14 protein-coding genes and 1 pseudogene are annotated in these 21,586 nt (G+C 43.7%); 1 reads left to right on the top strand and 14 read right to left on the bottom strand.

All coding sequences use genetic code 11. The features are described 5' to 3' along the window. Positions 1 to 46: 46 nt before the first annotated feature. From BQ9893_RS17450 to BQ9893_RS17400, 11 genes are all read right to left on the bottom strand, one after another. Positions 47 to 850: a metal ABC transporter permease gene (locus tag BQ9893_RS17450; protein ID WP_075967099.1), complete on the bottom strand. Its 804-nt coding sequence runs from the start codon at positions 848 to 850 to the stop codon at positions 47 to 49. A 68-nt stretch (positions 851 to 918) separates the two neighbouring features. Then, entirely contained in the window at positions 919 to 1,341 is a 423-nt protein-coding gene (locus BQ9893_RS17445) for a phospholipase (RefSeq protein WP_075967098.1), read from the bottom strand. Between the two features lie 56 nt (positions 1,342 to 1,397). Further along, on the bottom strand, positions 1,398 to 2,624 hold the full coding sequence (locus tag BQ9893_RS17440; protein ID WP_075967097.1) for a 3-phosphoshikimate 1-carboxyvinyltransferase: 1,227 nt from the start codon (positions 2,622 to 2,624) through the stop codon (positions 1,398 to 1,400). A 138-nt stretch (positions 2,625 to 2,762) separates the two neighbouring features. Then, entirely contained in the window at positions 2,763 to 4,109 is a 1,347-nt protein-coding gene (locus BQ9893_RS17435) for a Gfo/Idh/MocA family protein (protein ID WP_075967447.1), read from the bottom strand. 18 nt (positions 4,110 to 4,127) lie between these two features. Next, positions 4,128 to 4,844, bottom strand: a complete 717-nt coding sequence (locus BQ9893_RS17430; protein ID WP_075967446.1) for a 3-keto-disaccharide hydrolase — start codon at positions 4,842 to 4,844, stop codon at positions 4,128 to 4,130. 115 nt (positions 4,845 to 4,959) lie between these two features. Beyond that, the gene (locus BQ9893_RS17425) at positions 4,960 to 6,528 is read right to left on the bottom strand and encodes a RagB/SusD family nutrient uptake outer membrane protein (protein ID WP_075967096.1); all 1,569 of its coding nucleotides are present in this window, start codon (positions 6,526 to 6,528) and stop codon (positions 4,960 to 4,962) included. Positions 6,529 to 6,551: 23 nt separating this feature from the next. Next, on the bottom strand, positions 6,552 to 9,974 hold the full coding sequence (locus tag BQ9893_RS17420) for a TonB-dependent receptor (protein WP_244155181.1): 3,423 nt from the start codon (positions 9,972 to 9,974) through the stop codon (positions 6,552 to 6,554). A 197-nt stretch (positions 9,975 to 10,171) separates the two neighbouring features. Continuing rightward, positions 10,172 to 11,155, bottom strand: a complete 984-nt coding sequence (locus BQ9893_RS17415; RefSeq protein ID WP_075967094.1) for a FecR family protein — start codon at positions 11,153 to 11,155, stop codon at positions 10,172 to 10,174. 64 nt (positions 11,156 to 11,219) lie between these two features. Then, positions 11,220 to 11,753: an RNA polymerase sigma factor gene (locus BQ9893_RS17410; RefSeq protein WP_075967445.1), complete on the bottom strand. Its 534-nt coding sequence runs from the start codon at positions 11,751 to 11,753 to the stop codon at positions 11,220 to 11,222. 140 nt (positions 11,754 to 11,893) lie between these two features. Next, positions 11,894 to 13,072, bottom strand: a complete 1,179-nt coding sequence (locus BQ9893_RS17405) for a glycosyltransferase WbsX family protein (RefSeq protein WP_081415487.1) — start codon at positions 13,070 to 13,072, stop codon at positions 11,894 to 11,896. Positions 13,073 to 13,100: 28 nt separating this feature from the next. After that, positions 13,101 to 14,531 (bottom strand): sulfatase family protein, encoded by a 1,431-nt coding sequence (locus tag BQ9893_RS17400; protein ID WP_075967093.1) that lies wholly within the window; start codon positions 14,529 to 14,531, stop codon positions 13,101 to 13,103. 437 nt (positions 14,532 to 14,968) lie between these two features. Between BQ9893_RS17400 and BQ9893_RS22580 the strand changes: the two are divergent. Beyond that, positions 14,969 to 16,206 (top strand): annotated as a pseudogene (locus tag BQ9893_RS22580) (ISAs1 family transposase). Positions 16,207 to 16,415: 209 nt separating this feature from the next. Here BQ9893_RS22580 and BQ9893_RS17390 read toward each other — a convergent pair. The 3 genes from BQ9893_RS17390 to BQ9893_RS17380 all read right to left on the bottom strand — a co-directional run bounded on the left by BQ9893_RS17390 (position 16,416) and on the right by BQ9893_RS17380 (position 21,585). Continuing rightward, positions 16,416 to 18,278, bottom strand: a complete 1,863-nt coding sequence (locus BQ9893_RS17390; RefSeq protein WP_075967092.1) for an FAD-dependent oxidoreductase — start codon at positions 18,276 to 18,278, stop codon at positions 16,416 to 16,418. Between the two features lie 194 nt (positions 18,279 to 18,472). Next, a complete protein-coding gene (locus BQ9893_RS17385) occupies positions 18,473 to 19,858 on the bottom strand; it encodes a Gfo/Idh/MocA family protein (RefSeq protein ID WP_075967091.1) in 1,386 nt (461 codons plus the stop codon). Between the two features lie 11 nt (positions 19,859 to 19,869). Beyond that, positions 19,870 to 21,585: a RagB/SusD family nutrient uptake outer membrane protein gene (locus BQ9893_RS17380; RefSeq protein ID WP_075967090.1), complete on the bottom strand. Its 1,716-nt coding sequence runs from the start codon at positions 21,583 to 21,585 to the stop codon at positions 19,870 to 19,872. Position 21,586 lies beyond the last annotated feature (1 nt).

The raw sequence follows: 21,586 nt of genomic DNA, 5'->3' as shown, positions 1-21,586 counted from the left end.
TGAGCCAATACGCCAATGTGTTAATGGGCATACCAACACATTATTTCTAACGTTTACCAAGGGCTTTTATTGCCTTGACTACTAAAAAGAAAAGGACAAGGACAAGAATGATAAACGCTCCGGAAGGTACATTCAGGAAATAAGAAAGAACGAGCCCGGCCACACATCCCAAGAAACCGATGGCAATACTTCCGAAAATGATCTTTTTGAAGTCTGACGTAAAAAGATTTACAGTGATCTGAGGCAATGTCAGCAAACTCATTAGAAGCATGATCCCGACCAGACGGATCGAAAGGACAATCGTCACGGCAATAAAGAACATCATCACATATTCAATCCACTTGACCGGCAATCCTTGCGTCACGGCAAAATCCCTGTCGAACGCCACATAAACGATCTCCCGCAGGAAAAGTCCAAAAAGGGCGATCAGCAACAACGACAAAACGGCAATCCAGATAATATCTCCCGTCGAAACGGTCAGAATATTTCCAAAGAGGTAAGCAGAAAGATTCGGTGCATATCCGGGTGTGAGGAAAATGAAAATGACACCCAGTGCCATCCCTAACGACCATATCCCGGCAATAGCAGAGTCTTCACGCACATTCTGTGTCTTGCTTGCCCACTCCACCCCAAATGCGGAGAGTACGGAAAACAGCATAGCCATCAGGATCGGATTCATCCCAAGATAAAAACCCAATCCCAATCCACCGAAAGAAGCATGCGTGATACCCCCGCTGATAAAAACAAGCCGCCGCGACACGATATACGTCCCGACGATACCACAAGCGATCGCAGTCAGCAGGCTGCCCAAAAGGGCATGCTGGAAAAAGCCATATTGAAGTAAATCCATTTTCTATCCTCTTATATTCTTTTTTCTGTTTTCCCGGTGGAAAACTTTTGTTTCATTATTGGGGGAACTCAATGTATACGCCGTTCGCCGACAATCAGGAACGCCTCGTCCTTCAGCGCATCCGGCAAATTAATTCCACGGAGTTGCAGGCTGCGCAACCAACCGGCCACCTCTATCTCTTGCAACGTATAAAGCACATCACTAAACTCATTCACAGCATCTTCATCATATGCATCAGATTCGATCCCCCGGAAACGATCCAGTTCTTCATCGTCATAATACTCGATCTGTTTGCTGACTGCCGCCAGCAGACTGTCGCGTTCGCAAGTCTCATGCTGTCCGCAACATTCGCCAGTGACAAGCTCCTGTGCTTCGGGGATTTCAGAAATTTCCCCACGCTCCAGCATCTTCTGCAATTTCCGGTTCCGAAAATAACCGGCAATGGCAGCAACGACACCCAAAACGACTATTCCTATTAATATATACCACATAATAATTGACAATTAACAATGAACAATTGACTACGGAACTTCAGACACTGTGACAACTATTTGTCAATTACAATAAAGCCTGCTGTTCTCAAGTCCTCCCAATAATGCGGATAACTTTTGCTGACCACTTCCGGATCCGCAATCTCAATTCCTTCCGGCAAAACCAGAGCGGCAGGAGCAAATGCCATTGCCATACGATGGTCTTCATAGGTTGCAATCACAGGATGCGGTTGCGGTTCACAACGTTCGCCGTTCCATTCCAGGATGCTGCCGTTGCTGTCTGTCAGGAGATATCCCAATTTACGCAACTCCGTCTTAAGCGCTTCGATACGGTCAGTTTCCTTTATCTTCAGGCTTTGCAAACCGGTAAAACGGAAAGGAATATTCAATAACACACAGGTGACGACAAAAGTTTGAGCCAGATCCGGCTCGTTTACGAAGTTATAATTCAGTTTTTTCGTTCTGTTCCCGTTGTGTTTCAGGATGACACCCCGATCCGTATAGGTCGTACCCACACCAAGCTGTGCAAACAATTTGGCCCCGGCGGCATCTCCTTGCAAACTGTTCTTGAACAAGCCCAGCAACTCAATTTCCGCATCTTTGGACAGCGCCATCATGGAATACCAATAGGAAGCGGCGCTCCAGTCAGACTCTACCGTAAAGGGTATAGGATGATAATCCTGCGGTCTGACCTTAATGGTCTGCCCGCTCCATTCCGCCTTTACCCCATATTGCTCCATCAGTTGCAATGTCAGATTAATATAGGGTTTTGAAATGACAGCACCTTCAAGATGCAGTGTCAAACCATTTTCCATCAGAGGCGCGACCATCAGCAACGCCGAAATATACTGCGAACTGACCCCGCCGGCAAGCGAGATTTCGCCTCCCTGCAACGCACTTCCGAAAATACGAAGAGGAGGATAGCCTTCCTTCTCCATATATTCCACCCGTGCACCCAGCGAGTTCAGCGCATCCACCAGTATCTTGATCGGCCGGTTCTTCATCCGCTGGGTCCCGGTAATCGTCCATTCGCCCACCACTTTAGACAAAAAAGCCGTCAGGAACCGCATCGCAGTCCCCGCGGCTTTTATATCAAAGTCACGATCATTCGAGTTCAAAGCCTTCACCATCACCTCCGTATCATCACAATCCGACAAATTCCGGATTTCATACGGACTATAACTCAACGCATTGAGTATCAACGCACGATTACAGATACTCTTGGATGCAGGAAGCTTGATGGAAGCTTTCAGTGAAACAGGAGACTTTATTGTATAATTCATACCTTTGCATTAAAATGGAGTACAAAAGTACGGATTTTATACATATTTTCTATGATTACATCAGACAGAATCAAGCCGGAACCTGTTCTTCCAAACAAGTATCCGGCTTTTCTTCCATTTTTACCACGAAATAGAGATTTAAACAATAGGTTCCCAACCCGGTTCATACGTACGACTCCACAAACGTTGGGCTTCCGGATCGTTCACGATATGACCGTTGGCAGGATCGATCATCAGGCGATGGCCCGTACGCCAGGCAATATTACCCAATTGGACTAACAGCGTACTTTTATGCAACTCTTCAATGTCTCCATTCGGACGCCGGTTATTCTTGATCGCATCGATGAAATCGGCAATATGGTCCATATCCAGATTCACACTCGGACTGTTCGGGTCACGACCATCGATAACGTCTTTGGAGGCAAGTTCTTTGACCAATTTATTCTTCATATCAAAAATACGATACCCGTTATAGCCCGTTTCTAACGCTCCACCTTCGCCATAGAAGATCACGCCGCGGTCACGTCCTTCCGTATCGCGGGAGTTACAGCTACGTCCTTCCCAAGTAACGAGGCAATCATCACCGAAACGGATATCGATCGTCTGTGTATCGGGAGTTTCCCAATCATCCTTAAAACGGAAACGTCCGCCTTCCGAACTGACGGCAGTCGGGAAATCCAATCCCAATCCCCAACGTACGACATCTATCTCATGAGTTCCGTTGTTCAAAGCTTCGCCAGTTCCCCAATGCCAGAACCAATGCCAGTTATAATGAATCAGGTTATCACGGTAAGAACGGCGGGGAGCCGGTCCCTGCCACAAATCAAAATCAATCGTTGACGGAGCCGGTATTTCTTTTCCAAAACCGATCGATTTGCGGTTATTCGTATACCAAGCCTTTGCATAATGCACTTTCCCGATCACCCCATTATGCAAGGCCTCTATTCCTTCCGTCAGTCCGGACCAGGAACGACGCTGGGCTCCTACCTGTACGACCCGGTTATATTTACGCGCAGCGGCAATACTCAACTCACCCTCGTGAGGATTATGGCTGCAAGGTTTTTCGCAATACACGTGTTTTCCCGCCTGACAAGCCATTATCGTTGCCGGGGCGTGCCAATGATCAGGAGCCGTCACCAGTATCGCATCTATATTTTTATTTTCCAATATCTTACGAATATCCTTTTCCGTCTTCGGATTGCCACCCGCTTTCTTTACTGCAGCAACACCTTTCGCCAAGGCCTTTTCTTCCACATCGCAGACATATCTCATTTCCACGTCTTTGCGGCTTTGGAAGTTCCGAGCCATACCGGCACCACGTCCATTGGTTCCCATAACGGCCATGTTTACACGTTCGTTCGAACCCATAATATTCGCATAACTCTTCGCACTGGTCGCTTTAAATGACATACCACCGATCGTCAAGCCTACACCTGTTGCGGCAACTTGTTTGATAAATCCTCTTCTTGTTGTTGTATTTTTCATGTCCATGTTTGTTTTTTATTACTTCAATTTTCTGATTTTTATGTTTTTGAAAGAAACGACATCTCCGTGGTCCTGCAAAAGAATATGTCCTTTTTCCACATCTCCGAACATCGGCTGGCTATTCTTATACTTGCTTAATTGCCACGTCTCTTTATACAACTGGCTGCTACGATCGAATGTCAGGATTTTCTTCCCGTTCAAATAATGTGTAACCTTCGAACCTTTTGCGACAATACGAGCCTGATTCCATTCGCCTATCGGATTTACCTTTTTCGCCGATGTCGGGAACATATCATAGAGACCGCCTTCCAAACGATTCCCGCCACGTCCCATTTTGGCATCCGGATGGTTTTCGTCATCCAGTATCTGGTACTCCAATCCCAACCAGCCGCCTTTTTCATACTTGGTGAAGAAATACTTGATGCCGCTATTGGCTCCTTTCGTGATACGAAAATCCACTTTCAGGTCGAAATCCGAATACTGTTCACGTGTGATGATATCGCCCCCTCTTTTTCCGTCCTGTTTACGAACCGTCATCACTCCGTTTTCGATCTCCCAGCCGAATGCGGGCGGAGTGTCTTTCCCGACCGATGTCCATCCTTCCAGGTTCTTTCCATTGAAAAGCAGCACCCAGCCCTCTTTCTTTTCCTTGGCCGTAAGCTGATTGTCTTGAGCCACGGCACTTCCTGTCCACGCGAACAGAAGTGTGGCTAAAATTACAAACATTTTTTTCATACCCATTTCTATTATTTTGTTCTTACTATGATAAATTTCAAACTATCTCCTCCTGTATTTCACCTGTTTGAATTAATGAGGGTGCTCATATATACACACCCTCATCATCTTTTCATTATAGTTGCGTATATCCCTTATTCTGGATAATTTTACCCGGATTAGACTGCATTACTGTCATCGGAATAGGATAAGCAAGGGCATCATCACTCCAAGTAAAGTCGGAATAACCGTCAAACTTTTGTTCAGCAGTCATCACATCTTTTGCCCGTCCTGTACGCACTAAGTCAAACCAGCGATGGTTTTCGAAAGCCAGCTCCACACGGCGTTCTTTTTCAATAGCCAGCAACAAGTCGTCTGAGGTAGAAAAATCTGAAAGCGTATAATTCCGCAATAGATCCGCCGCAGGCGTAATGGCCGGATCTCCCGGTGTATTACGTGCACGTTCTCTTATCCTGTTCACATAGTCAACCGCCGTTTGCTTATCCCCGTTCGTACGGACAAGTGCTTCGGCATATAAAAGATAAATATCGGCCAAACGCAATTCGATCCAGTTGTTATCGTTATCCGAGCCGCTCGATGCTACATCATAATACTTGCAGACATACTTCTCGTTTTCCCAAGCTCCGGTCTTTGCATTCGTCCAACCGTCGCGCATGGATACATATTTACGCGGATCACCCACCTCATAAGCATTGGACATATCCTGGGTAGGCGAGTTTTCTCCTCCTTTATCCCCAACCAGCACAACTTCCTTATCTGAAAAACGCGGTGCGAAATTATTATTCCAAGGACTACCGGTAGCTCCACCTTGTGTTCCTTTCTTATATTGGACTTCAAAAAGAGATTCGGATGTATTCTTGTTGGATACTTCGAACAAATCCTTATAAGTCGCAACCAAAGAATAGCGAGGATTATCGATTACAGACTTAAATTGGTTGATTGCCAGTTTATAGTATTCATCTCCTTTGTTCAACGGATAGCCGGCCATCGTCATATAGACTTTACCCAACAATGCGGTCGCACCACCTTTCGTTACACGCCCAACATCAGTAGAGCCGTATGATTCCGGCAAATTGCTTTCAGCGAACTTCAAGTCCTCCACAATCAGGTCATACATTTCTTCCAGGGGAACCCGAACCAATTCATAGGCTTCCGCTTGGGTGATTTCCCGGTCGACTTTGACAACACCCAGCAATTCCCCATTCGTGCTATAACCACCGAACACCTGGTTTAACTTAAAGTAAATCAAAGCACGCAAGAAACGAGCCTCAGCTTTATATTGTGCTTTTAGAGCTTCACTTTTAAACTCGATATTATCGATTCTTCCAATCACGATATTACAACGCAAAATCGTATTGTAGCCATCGTTCCAGCAACTGGCCAAAAAGCTGTTTTCCGGCAACAAGGGAGAAGCAAATTCATCAATACCTTTTTCGTTTGCCGGGTTTCCGCTCAACCATGAATATGTCGTGTTATCCGACCGGATTTCCCCCAACCGGACAAGTTGTGAATTGTAAAGAGTACGCAAATTTCCATAAGCCGACAATACGGCTTGGTTCATATCTGTTTCCGTCTTGTAAAAGCCATCCGAATTCAGATCCGAAGGAGGATTCTTGCTAATAAAATCATCACTACAAGACATACATAACAGAAGAAATGCAAATAATAAATATCCTTTTTTCATAATTGAATCGCATTTAAAGATAATTAAAATGTAATATTAGCACCAATGATGAAAGAACGGGCTGTCGGATATCCCAAATAGTCACCACCTTGCGCCAGCCCACTTTGGCTACTGGTCTCCGGATCATAACCGACATAGTTCGTAATCGTGAAAAGATTCTGTCCTGTCACATATAAACGCAGCCCTCTCATCTTCACCTTCTCAAGTACGTTCTGATCAAAATCATAACCAAAGGTCAAGTTTCTCAATCGAAGATAAGAAGCATCCTGTACCCAGGCAGAAGACGGATCACGTTGCCATCCCGACGGCGTACGAGTCGGACGGAAGTGAACACCGTCACCCGGTTCACTCTCAGAACGCCAGCGTCCCAATTGTTCGATCAAACCATTGCGATCTCCATGATAAATACCACACATACGTTTGTAGAAACTGAAGACCTCCGCTCCATAAGAACCCGTAAACTGGATATCCAACGTAAAGTTCTTATATCTGAAAGAATTGCTGAATCCCGCAGTAAACAAAGGATTGTTGTCTCCTAAGATCGTTTTATCGTTTTGATCCAGTTTGCCATCTTTATTCACATCTTCGTAACGGCCGTCTCCCACCTTGTCATTACGCAAATGCGGATATTTCTCCAATTCCTCTTCACTTTGGAATACACCTAAGTATTTATATCCATAGAAACTGGCGATCGGATATCCCGGTTTCGTGATAAACGCATTATTCGCATTAGGAGCACTACCATAAATAGGTCTGCCGTCTACACCGACTTCCAATACCTTATTCTTATTGAATGAAATATTAAAGTTGCTGGACCACGTAAAATCGCCACCGGTGAAGTTCTTGGTGTTCAACGTAAATTCCATACCTCTGTTCTGCACCTTACCGATGTTTTGCATCTGATTAGAATAGCCAGTGATTGTCGGGATCGGGACATTCAGCAAAAGGTCGATAGATCGGCTGTCATAGAAATCACCTTCCAAACGGATACGGTTATCGAACAGCCCCAACTCAAAACCGACATTATACTGGCGAGTACGTTCCCAACCCAAATCGTCATTCGGCATCGTGCTCGGATTTACCGTATTCTGAACAGCATCTCCCGTTGGATAGAAACCGGTAGACAGCAAACCGATAGCTGAGTAGTTGCCGATGCGGTTATTACCGGAAATACCAAAGCTGGCACGGATTTTCAAATCGCTGACCGGTTTCACATCTTGCATGAATTTCTCTTGTGAGATACGCCAACCTAAGGAGACAGAAGGGAAAGTACCCCATTTCTTGTTACGTCCGAAACGAGAAGAACCATCACTACGAAGAGTAGTCGTCAACATATACCGATTATCATAGACATAATTGATACGTCCTAAATATGAAATCATGGAATATTCCGATTCGTCACTTGTCAAAGCATACATGGTTCCGGCATTCAACGTCGTGATATTATCGTTGGCATATCCACGAGCTTCCCCCTTCATGTGTTCATAAGAATGGGCTTGTGTCGTATATCCCAACAACGTATTGAAGCTATGCTTGTCTGCCAAAGTAAACGAATAGTTCAAGGTGTTTTCGATCACCCAATCGCGGTCTGTCCATCGTTCGTTGATGCCTTTTGCCGGCCGGGGAGCTTTTGAAGAGTCGAAATCCACATAAGACGGTTCAAACTTCTTTTGGATATTATCCTGGATTCCACCGTTGATGCTGATACGGTATTTCAAATTTTTGATGATTTCCCATTCAGCGAAGATTGTGCCCAACCACCCATGACGTTTGCGCTTGTTCATAACCTGATCTGCAATACCGATCGGGTTAGCCACATCACCCGCCAAGATTTCCGGGTTACGAACCATCGAACCGTATGTCCCGTCTTCGTTATACAAAGGATAGATAGGCGGCAAGTTCAACGCATACATGACGGGAGAATCTTTACCATTTGCCTGTTCCGTCCCATTCGCATAATAAGCCATCAGGCTCATCCCGACATTCAAACAATCTGCTATCTTGGAAGACACATTCGTACGGAAGTTATAACGTTCATAATCCGTATTGCGGACGATACCATCCTGGCTCATATAACTACCCGAAAATGTATAACGAGTATTTTCAGAACCACCATTAACCGACAGCTCATACTGCTGTGTCAAAGCATTGCGATACAACAAATCCTGCCAATCGTTATCCGGCATTTGCGCTACCGAAGCCGGGTCAAGGAAATTATACTTATAGCTACCTGTCCCGTCTGGAATCATATACTGGCTGCTTGCACCGGAATAAAGAGCACGGCGGGAGTTCGGATCGTTGACGGAATGCGGAGATTTGTCCGGGTCTGCAGAGATGACTTTGGCATCCAGCCAAGCCTGGTTACGTCCGTCAATAAACCATTGTACATATTGGTCGCGGTTCATCATTTCGATCTTCTTTTCCCTTTGTTGGAATCCGACATGAGCATTCAACTGAACAGTCGGTTTGCCTATTTGCCCCTTCTTAGTCGTGATAATAACAACTCCATTCGCTCCTCTTGACCCGTAGATTGCAGTAGAGGAAGCATCCTTCAACACCTGTATGCTTTCGATATCGGAAGAATTCAACAGACGGAATGCACCTCCTTCCATCGGATAGCCGTCGACAACATAGAGCGGATCGTTGGACTGGGTGATAGAGCCAGTACCGCGTACCTTGACCGTCAGTCCTTCACCACCGGGAGCCCCATTCGTTTGCTGGATAAGTACCCCGGGAACCTGTCCTGCCATTGCTTCTCCGAAGTTCACTGCCGCCCTGTTTTTCAGGTTTTCGGAAGAGACAGAAGCAACAGCAGTCGTCACATCCGACTTTTTCTGCGTACCATAACCGACAACGACCACTTCATCCAGCATTTCCGTATCTTCATGCAGTTTCACATGGATGTTTTTCTGATTTCCGACCGCAACTTCTTGAGGAGCATATCCAATATAGCTGACAAGCAGAATACTTTCAGGAGAAACTTCCAATGTGAAATTGCCGTCCATATCGGTGATCGTTCCATTAGTCGTTCCTTTTTCAACCACATTCGCCCCGATGATCGGTTCACCCTTTTCGTCTCTGACAACACCGGTGATTTTGTTCTTGGCTTGAGACTTATCTTGACTAATGGCTTTTAATTGTTCAGGAGAAGGATTTATCAGAATAAGATTATTATCCGTAATCTCATAATTAATCCCTTCGTTATTAAATAATTGTTTCAACACAACTTCTACTGCCTGCTCTTTCACTTGAACAGAAACCTTCTTATCCAAATTTATCTTTCCACTTTCATAGATAAACCGAAAATCCGATTGATTTTCAATCAAATAAAGTATCTCCTTTATTGATTGGTTTTGAGCATTCAAAGACAATTTTGTCGTTTGCGAATATACAGTAGCAGAAATATTCAGTGAAAAGACAACTAAAAAAACTACCGTTAGTTTCATAATAGATAATATCTTTTTAAGGGTTGGAGAAAAATCCAACTCTAACGTATTAGATAAATTCATATATTTGTAAATTGATTATTAATTAACTATTAGTGTTGCAAGCACTAATTTTATGATCAAGCTCATAACGGGAGATGTTGCAGCATTTCCCGTTTTTGTGTATTCATGGCATTCTATTTATTTCATAGGCAATTTTATTTAGAGGTTATACTTATATGTTTTCCTTTCACATGATAGCAGATATTACTCAAGCGAGATAACGCATCCATCACATCCGTTACGGTTTCTTCCTGTATGACTCCGTTATAACGAATATTTTCGCCTAATCCGGGTTGAACCGTAATCTTGACATCATACCATCTTTCCAGATACCTGCACACAAGAGACAATGGCATATCTTCCATGTACAATTTATTATCCAGCCAGCCATAAGAGTGCGACAACACTCCTTTCATCTGTTTAATCTTATTTGTCTCCTTATCAAAAACGGCTATTTCGCCGGGTTTCATAATCAGCTTCTCTTCCCCGCTTTCCAGTTCAATGCACCCTTCGACCAAAGAGGCCTGGACTATCGGGTCGTCTGCATATGCCTGCAGATTGAAGGAAGTTCCCCAAACTTTCACATTCAACCCTCCGGCCGTTTTTATTATAAAAGGAGCTTTGCTTTTTGAAACATCAAAGAAACCTTCACCCTGAAAATCAACCTCCCGTATTTTCTTTTTCGAATCATAAGCATAAATCACTTCAGAACCTGAATTCAACTTTACCATAGATCCATCCGGCAAAACAATCTCCGAACGACTTCCATTAGCAGCACTCATCCGAACCTGCGTGTCCGAGTTTTTCTCAAAAACCCCCATGAAAGACAACGCAAGAATCACCAACAAAGAAGCTGCCGTTCCGGAAGCCACATACAATATATTTTTCCAATATCTTCGGAAATAAACTCTCCGCCGGTTTATCCGGTCAACCTCTTCCCAGGCAAGATCAGAATCGAAAGCCGAGGGTTCCGTATAATGCCGAGATTCTTCCCAAATCTTTTTATACAAATCAAATTCTTTCCTATGGGATTCATCTTCGGCTAACCACTCAGCCAATACCGGATCGAGATGTTTCTCATCTTCACCGTCCAGCAGATAGTCGATGATATAATCTTTCATCTGTTTTTGTTCTTCCATGAATCTTGCTTTTATTATATGACACAACAAATAAAAAAAGGTCCTATTCCGGACCTGAAAAAAATTATATTCCTTTTAATTCCAAACACCTCTTCAGCCTTTGAAGAGATGTCCATATCTGATTTTTAATCGTTTTTACCGAGATATCAAGTTTTTCCGAGATCTCTTTTTGTTTCAATCCTTTTATCCGATGCAACAACAACACTTCCTTACAGCGGTCCGAAAGGTGATCGATACAGCCATAAAGAGCGACCCGAAATTCTTCAGACTCGACCCGGTTGTCTTCATACGATAACTGATCCTGAGCTTCCGATAGGTTATTAAAATGGACTTTTGAGCGAAGGTGGTTCAAGGCCAAATGTTTAGCCATCCTATAAAGATATCCGCCAACATTTTCTTTGATTTCGATTCTTTCCCGGTTCTTCCATATATTCAGAAAAAGCTCCTGCACAACATCTTCCGTATCGCTTTTATCCATGAGCAGGCTATAGACATATTGACAAAGGCGGCCATAGTAACGTTCAAACAGTTTGTTATAGCTGATATAATCGTTTCCCCTGATCGCCTCTATCAATTTCTCATCTGTGGTATTAAACATACTTCTCCTGTTTATCTCCTTTGCCCCAAATATAAATAAATTTTGGATTATGATCAAATCATCTTCCTCCAACATCCTATCCGGGAAACATTTCAACAGAGTTATATGCCTCTATTTTTCAACAAGATAACAGTGTGTCGTCAATCAGAATCGACAAACACATGTTTAACGGCCTCCAAATAACCATATCCGAACATATCGCAAGGCATCAGATAACTGGTTTCGGTCCACTCATTCCAGCTATTGATTGTTATTAATGGTTTCTGCTTCGGATGCCGGTCCACAAAGGCTTTTGCTTTACGAAGTGCTTTTTCAAAGTTTTCAGGAGTATTGTTTTTCATAACAGCACTAACGCCTGTACGGGGGCTGTTGTCCCATCCCACACTTATATGCGGATAGTAAGTAAAGTCATAAGAAGAATCTATGCGTTCCCATTCCCTTTCAACAGCATCCATAATCACATTGTAATCTTCATTTACGTTGGTGAAATGAGCAAACTGATAATGAGTTCCACTCGTAAATCCCAACTTCTTGACAAAAGAATTCCCCGGATCCGTCGTCTTTCCTGCATCCAAACCGCTATAGTTCAAATTAATGGACCACATTGTTATCTGCAACTCAAGCCCCGGAAATCCGGCCTTCTTCGTTTCTTCTTTAAACCATTTCAACGCATCAGCTGTCTCTTCGATTCCTCCCAATCCCGCTATCAACTGCGGTATATCGTAAATCATAAAAACAGGTTTTCCGTCTATCTTATAATATTGAGGATGTTTGAAATACTTTTCGATATTGCGTTTACAGACCTTTTCAAACTCCTGCCGATCCACCTTGCCCGTCCAGATGACATTATTTTCTTTTACATTGGCCAAACGCGTATCCCAGAGATTTAGCACATCATGATTTGCCCACATCAGGTAGAATTGCATTTTATTCACATTCTCTGCTTTAAGGAAACCATTGTCCAAAGTCGTCTCCATAAACGGACGGCCGTCATACCAATACCAGTCAAAGATAAAAACATTTACGCCATGTTTTGTCGCCTGTTCTATTTCCATCGACATGACAGAAGGGTCTGCTTCATTAATATACCCCCACAATGGTTTACGGTTCCAATAATGTCCGGGATTCCTTTTCTGCATTGTCATAACCGTTTCCCATTCGCCTATTCCCATCGGCCAAAACGGACGCAAACGCGGATCGTCAGAAGCATAGGCCGGATAGAGGAATGCTGCCACATCGTATTTCTGTTTCTTCCCTTGTCCGAATAAAAAAACCGAACAACACAAAAACACCCATAATAAATACAGTCGCTTTTTCATATTCTCCACATCCTATTTAGAAACTGTTTCACAAATCATGACGTTCTTTACCTTTCACCAAACCCGGTTCCCGACGCTCAGTTCCCTTCACGCGAGTCAAATCATCTCCTAACTCATGGCGCTTCTGGTCGGCGATCTTCATCAGTTTCGCCGCTACTTCCGGATATTGGGTAATCACATTATAGCGTTCACCCGGATCACGACGCAAGTCATACATCTCCGGTTTCATGATCTCCAAGTTCGTCAACCGTCCCGGCTGGCCGTCATTTCCCGGTTCGTAAGCTCCGTAAGTAACATATTTATGAGGGAATACCAATTTGAACATTCCATCCGTAACAGCCTCCAAGTCATTCTTATGATAATAATAGACGAAAGACTCGCGCGGGTTGGCGTCCTTTTGGCCCTCGATCAACGGCAAGATACTGATTCCGTCAATCTTGCGGGAAGGAAGCGGCGCCTCCGCGATCTCAGCGAATGTAGGAAGAAGGTCTATGTTAGAAGCCAGCTTATTGCAAGTCGTACCCGGAATCGTCTTGCCTTTCCAATACATGATACAAGGAACCCGGTTACCTCCATCAAAAGTTGTAGCCTTTGCCTCGCGCAAACCGCCGGCAGAACCGGCATGGTTGCCGTAATTAGCCCAAGGGCCATTATCGGAAGTCAGGATCACCAACGTATTATCCTCCAAGCCCAGCTCACGCAATGTTTTGAACACCTCGCCTACACTCCAGTCGATCTCCATCATCACATCGCCATACAGGCCCTGCTCGCTCTTCCCCTTGAACTTATCGGAGACAGCTAACGGGACATGGGGCATATTATGAGCCAGATACAAAAAGAACGGTTTATTCTTATTCTTTTTGATGAAATTGACCGAGCGGGTGGTATAATCCGTTGTCAACCGTGTCTGGTCCGTATTATAACCGATAATCTCATTCCCGTCGTAAGTCGGTAAATCGGGGAAATTAAAGACTTCGCCTTGTTGCGGATGGAAAGGCCACATATCGTTAGAATATGGCAGACCATAATACTCGTCGAAACCATTTTGCAAAGGCAAGAACTCTTTTTGGCTTCCCAAATGCCATTTACCGAAGACAGCGGTACTATATCCTTTCTGTTTCAATACTTCAGCGATCATCATCTCGTCCGGATGAATCCCATAGTTAGAATCCGGCCCCGGAGCGCCGGAGAAACCGATACGATTCGGATAACAACCGGTCAACAAGCCGGCCCGAGACGCTCCACTGATCGGTTGTCCCGCCAAGAAATGTGTAAAACGAACGCCTTCCGCCGCCATTCTATCGATATTCGGAGTGGTATACCCGTAAGCCCCGTTACAAGAAAAATCTCCATAACCCACATCATCCAAATTAATCAGGACGATATTCGTGTAATCCGCAGCCATACCTGCCATTGAAAAGGATGAAGCTGCCGTCAGTAACATTAGTTTATTATTCATGATATTATTGATTTATAGATCGTTTTTAAACAAATCCTCCTTCATGGAGATTTCTCCTATTTGTTCATTCATAGAATCATTATTTCACAGACAACAAACAAAACATTGTTTCTACAAATATAATGGTTATATCTCAATACAATGCATCTTGGATGCTCTTCCTTCTGCTTTTTTCAAGCGATAATACTCTTGTACCACGGCTCTTTCATTTAAGATTTCGTTGCTCACTTAAAAATGTTGTTATTTTATAGTGAATGTTTCCTTGGATGGTGAGTGCGCTTTTTGCTCGCACGGTTCATAATTCATGGGGCGATTCTATGATTGGAAGATATGCTTCCGATGATACGGATTTCTTTGATTTTCAGCAAAATAAGTACTTAAATAAATAGGTCGAATGGCAGATTTTTCGTGACTTTATAGTTAACAATCAAATAGTTATGAATCAAATCAAACCACTCGACCAAGTTATTTTGATTGGAGCGAACGCACACAATCATGCCACAAAAGTAGTAAATAAATTCGGTTCACGAGACAGTATTTTGTATAAACTGAAGGAATTCTCTTCATCCGTACCGGATTTTAGAAGATCAGACAAAGGAAATATTCGTCACAGACTCGATGACATCATCATGCTGATGATACTTGCCCGCGCCTCAAAGTGTGTTGGCAGAACCGAGATAATAGAATTCGGCAGATACAATCTTAAGAAATTCCGCCAATTGGGCATGCTGAAGAACGGTGTGCCGTCCGAGGCGACTCTCTGCCGCGTGGAACACGGTATCGATGAACTGGCACTTGCAGACAGGATGCAGGAGTTTGCGGAGTTGTTCCACCGAAGACTGTACAAGGCAGAAGGAGATAAGGAAATAATCTGCGTGGATGGCAAAGCCGAGCGTGGCACCGTGTTGGACAACGGGCGCAATCCCGATATCGTGTCGGCGTATTCATACAATACCGGCATCACATTGGCAACCGAAGCCTGCCGGGAGAAAAGCAATGAGATTAAAGCCGTACCGCGGCTTATCGACAAAATCAACATATCAGGAAAAATAGTCACAGCCGATGCCATGTCCATGCAAAAGTGTATCATCGACAGAATCAGAGAGAACGGGGGGATTTCCTTATAGAGCTAAAAGCGAACCAACCATCCCTGCGTTATGGCGTGGAAGACAGACTCAAGGGACAGCCTCCTGTGTATTCCTACACGGAGGGACCGGAACTTGGGCACGGCAGAATCGAAACCAGAACCTATCGTATCTTTGACGGTCTTGACATCATAGCAGACAAGGAAAAATGGAGAGGAAGCATGACGGTTATAGTATATGAATCCAACACGATAAAGAAGTCGTCTGGCGCACAGACCACTGAAAAGAGGCTGTATGTGAGCAGTCTGCCAACAGACACTCCGGAGTTGGGTTCGTTGGTGCGCAATCACTGGTCGATAGAAAGCATGCACTGGACACTGGATTATAATCTGCTGCAAGACAGGATAAAACGCAAGTCGGCAAGAGCCGCCAAAAACCTTGATACCATACAAAGAATTGTACACTCGCTGTTCTCTATATGGAAAGGACTCCGTAAAAAGAGGGATGACAAGAGAAAGGGGATGGCTGAACTCATGAGGGAGGTATCAATGGGCTTTACCAGACTTTTACGTTTTCTTCGCCAAAAATGACAAAAAATAGATTTTGACAAAAGCATAACTATTTGACATACAGAGATAAAAGAAATGTCCGATTCACAATGAATCGGGTAAGGGGCAATATATCATTACTTCTACTTTAAATGAAAGAGCCGTGATTGATGCATATTCCAACAGAATAACTCATTCCTTTTTTTAACAAGATTGATATACGCGGGCGATCTTCCCAGACCGCCCTTTTTTTATTTTATTTTCTGATAAATCATTTCCAAAGCCGCCAATCTTGTTGTTTTCCCGGCTTCTATACCTGATAGGTTTGTTCCGCTCAGTTTTTTCCAAGCGGCAAGGGTCGCAGCATCCACCGGGTCCTGCAAACGTGCATTCCATTCGGGGAGGTAGCCGCGCAGTCCCAGATACTGGATCATGCGGAAGTGGGGACTCGTGTAATCCACATCCTTGAAATACATGAGTGTCGCCTTCTGGTCAACCAGCTTGTCCTGCAGGCGGGAGAGGTCGATGTTCTGCACCTTAACTTTCTCGTCGATCGAAAGGGCCGAAGCGATACCGGCGGCCTGTCCCATCGCCATCCAGCAGGGCTCCATGCGCAGGGTGGAAAATCCGATGTGAGAACCTGACACCGGGACGGGCAACAGGAGGTTGTCCACCTCTTTCGGGACCATCACGCCATAAGGAACAGTGTAGACTGCCGACGGATAGCTCAGGAAGCCGTCCAAATGTACCCTTCCTTCTTCTCTTTTCCGCACCGCATGCGAGTCCAGTGCATAATGGCTGGCCGTTATGCTGCTTTCGTGGATAGGCGGGCGGCTGCCGATCGTTACCGGGATGGCATCGTTGGCGGTAAAGAAATACACGCCTTCGAAACGACGGCCTTCACGGACGTAGACTTGGCGCGGGAAATGCCCGTTGTCCGCATATTCGTCTTTCGAAAGCCCCCATTCTTTTGCCGCTTTGCGGAAGTGGGCAGGCAGTTCGGGATCGTTTTGGGCGAACCAGAAAAGGCCTTCGGTGTATTCACGCAGACGTTGGGCGAACTTGTCGCGCCATTCCCACGAAGAGGTGGGCCAGGGCCAGTTTTCCTCCGGCAGGTCGGTGGAGACGAACACGCCATGCTGGTTATTGGCATCCGTCTTCATGTTCGGGACATGGACGATGTTGGTGATCTTGGCGATCCCCCATTTGTCGCCCAGAAGTTTGGAGGGATTGCCGGCCTTGATATGTTTCCGGTTCTCTTCCATCATTTCGGAGGTTACGCGTTGCATGGCGGCATCCGTGTTGCGTCCGGTCCAGACGTCCTCCACGATAGAGGCATAGTCTTCGCGGTTATAATGGGCCGGCTTGGTGAAAGCCACGCGGTTTGCCGGATTGTTGGTCAGACAGAGGCGGTAATTATAGGACTGCACGGCATTGTCTTTCTTGAACGTGCTGCCGTTCCCTTCCGGACCGCCCCAATATTTGTAGACACGTCCGGCGCCGGGTTCACCGAACTCGTCTTTCCCTTCGCGCCCTACGCGGAAAGGAACGCCGGCGGCGGCTCCGAGATCACCTTCGTAGGTGGCATCCAGGAATACAGAACCGGTGTATTCCTCCATCTCCCCGGTTTCGCGGTTCAGGATGCGGATCTTTTCGATGCGGTTGTCGCGCATGACTATGTTTTCGTCTTCGGCATCGAACTGGCGCATGGTCAGGACCGTGATCTTATCCTTCTGTCCGTCGAGCATCTTTTGGAAGATGCGTGCCCCGACGGAAGGTTCGAAGTGGTAGCCGTCGCTGCATACCTTCACCTGTTCGGAGTCAGGACCGTAGGTGTCGATATAGTATTGCTTCACTCCGTCCACAAACTCACGGAACAGGCCGGTCGTTGCGGCACGGGTGGCGATGTCGGTCGCTCCGAGTCCGTTGGCGGGAAGTCCGCCGACATAAGGGGTACGTTCGAGTATCACCGATTTTTTCCCCATCCGGGCAGCCGAGATAGCTGCCATGATTCCTCCGGGGTTGCCGCCGACGATCACCAAGTCGTAGGACGACTGGCCGAAAGCGGTCGCACAGGCCAAAAGGAGGGAAAGTACAAGTGTTTTCTTTCTCATAAAGTGCTATTTACTGTTTAATATTTCTTGGGCATAACGGGCGTAACAACTTTACAGACCGTTTACGTATTATCAAAAGCTATAAAAATAAGTATTCTATTTGAAGCTAAAGAGAGGAGTGCAGATTCTACACTCCTCTATAAGAAGCAATTCAAAAATTCGAATTTATATAATCCTCAATTGCTACCACATTATTAGAGAATTCTTTTATACTGTTTCTTTTCCATTGGAGATATAGAAGTAAGATCTGCAATTTTCACAGGTTGCTTCGTTGCTATACTATTACGTGCAGCTATCCCTACCAAACAAGCTAATGCCCCATCTCTACTGTTAGCGCACTGACGATACGGATCATCGACATTAGGAAGGAACAATTGATCTTTCAGAAGGGCATCACCTCCTCCATGTCCAGAAGTTCCAAACGGTATATGTATATATTCTCGCTTAGAAAAGTTTTTAAACAACACAATCTCGTCATAATTTACATCTGAAGTTTTTCGTGACTCTTGTATCCAGGCTTCTAACCGACCTTTTGTTCCATTAAAAGCGATACGGTAACCTTCATAAGGAGAATAAGTTGTTAACGAATATGCTACCTGTACCCCATTTTTGTAATGGATAGTTGCTGCCATTTTGTCGAAAATATTGACATCATTTCTAAATACACAACCATCACGTAAATAACCATCATATTTTTCGTTGGCTACATATATATCCATATGGCTTTTAACCTTGGTAATATCAAAGAAAAACGGACATTGCTTGGTTTGGGAACAGGTACGACAATTTTTCGCCCTCATCGTTCCATTTTTACCGTAGAAATTCAATTCACCTAATGCATATACACTTTCCGGATCACTATCGATCCACCAGTTTAAAAGGTCAAAATGATGGCTGGCTTTATGTACCCATAACGAACCGCTACATTCAACAAGCCTGTGCCAACGCCGGAAATAGTCGGCTCCGTGTGAAGTATCAAGATACCAATGAAAATCTACAGAAGTGATATCACCTATTTCTCCGGCACGAAGCAACTCCCATATTTTAGCCCTATGAGGAGAATATCTATAATTAAATGTAACTCGACAATGTTTTCCGGTTCTTTCTTCTGCATCCAAAATTGCCTGTATTTTCTTTTCATCAATGGTCATTGGCTTTTCAGTGATGACATTTGCACCAAGTTCCATTCCACGGATTATGAACTGATGATGTGTACTATCCATTGTTGTAACGATCAACACCTCAGGTTTTGTTTCTTTCATCATCTTTTCAAAATCCGTGTATGTAGGACAAGAGACTCCGATCATTCTTTTTCCCGTTTCAACACGTCCTTCATTGATATCGCAAAGTCCAACGAATTCAATATAATTGGAATACTCCCTCACCAAATCTCTTCCCCACATAAATATTCCCCTTGATCCTGTACCAATAAGCGCTATACGGGTCTTTTTAACTGTAGGAGTTGAAATTTCTATATTCTCAGCTTTAATTTCGGATAACGGGTTCAATAAAGCAGAGCCAGTTATTGCTCCGGTTACAGCTAAAAAATGTCTTCGTGATATTTTAGTCATAATATATATATTTTAATAATTTATTTATAACCTTTATTTTGAACAAATTGATCCAAATTACTTACTTCATATAATGCATCTTGTGGAAGAGGACGATAAATGTGATAATCTTGAATCAAGGAGATATCCGGATTATGCTTTTTCACCCATTCAACAAGCTTTCCTGACCGTTTTAACATATACCATCTATTCAATTCACATCCCAATTCACGTGCCCCTTCTTCCAAAATAAAATCAATATTCATATCTGAAGCTGTAACTTTCATTTCTTCTTCACGACCTGGAATTAAAGTACGTTTTCTCAAATCAGTAATAGTATTCACTGCTTTATCAACCTGATTCGTTCTAACATATGCTTCTGCCAATGTAATATAAACCTCTCCCATACGTAATAGAATAACATCTTTAAAACCTTCTTCCCGCTTTGCCTCATCCCGGCTCGGATCTAAAAATTTGGTTATAGTATGATAACAAGAGCGACCGTCTATAGTCGGAATACCAGTAACCGTATCATAGATGTCAGATAAATTATCAACAACAATCCCTCTATTTTTATAAGTTTGTACAAATTCCGGAGATACGACATCCAAAGTACGAATAAGCAAAGTATCAGAATAATCTGGATCATTATTCCAGTTATCCGGAATCCTGCACCATGCCGTCTGGAACGTTTCTTCCCTACGTTTGTCATACTTATTAAAGCAAGAGATATAATAATATGTCGGCATGCCAACCCGAAACTCTCGTCCATATACACGCGAATGGCTCCATAATCCATCTATATTTTGATTACTGTTAGTTACAGATTTATTACACCAACCAACAAAATAACGATGCAAAAAATTACAATCAATCTTCTTCCCATCCATACCATTATAAACCAAATCACGAGTATATTGGATAGACCAAATAATTTCATCATTGATTTGATTATTTACATCAAAGATTGAAGCATAATCTTCTAACAACTTATAATTGTAATCATTAATAAGAGAGTTACACAGCATAATAGTTTCTTCGTAACATTGCTGTTTCGTGTAACCAGCTTCTGTAATAATATTGTCTTCATAAGCTGCCAAAGCCATGAGTACACGCATTTTTATAGCTTTTGCAACACCTATATTCATACGTCCCCATTTTGTATTCTGTGGTATATCCAGATTTTTAAAAGCGATATCCAAGTCTGACAAAATTCTTTTATAGAAAGTAGCAATACCTGGCTGGAATCCTTCCGTTATTACTGTTTGAGAAGGAGTATCAGCGTAATGGGAAGCGGGGCCATAAGTCTCAACGATCAAAAAAAGATAAAAAGCACGTAAAGCATATACTTCAGAAGTGAGTTGCTCTTTCTTTTTTTCACTGGAGATCGGAGTCTCCTCTAAATATTGGATACCCGTATTTGCTATATTTAATATTTGATACAAATATTTCCAATATTCAGAATTTACACTATTCGATATAAGTTTTGCGTCATCATAATAAGACGATTCATAAGCCCAACCTGTTCCTTTCATACCATAAGTTGTCACATCTGTTCCTGTGTCAGCAAACAGCATAAGTCTCTGTGGCAAATAACGATTTTGTTGATATAAACTTAATATGAGAGATTCAACTCCTTCCTCTGTTTTTGCATAAGCATCACTTATGAGACCTTTGGGATTTTCTTCCAAATAACTATCACATGAGGACAATAGTAAAATCGATGTTATTAAATATACAATGATGTTATTTTTCATA

This window comes from Parabacteroides massiliensis, assembly GCF_900155425.1.
GTDB classification, from domain to species: domain Bacteria; phylum Bacteroidota; class Bacteroidia; order Bacteroidales; family Tannerellaceae; genus Parabacteroides; species Parabacteroides massiliensis.
Note: the sequence above shows the minus strand (reverse complement) of the source record. Positions and strands in the feature narration are given on the sequence as shown.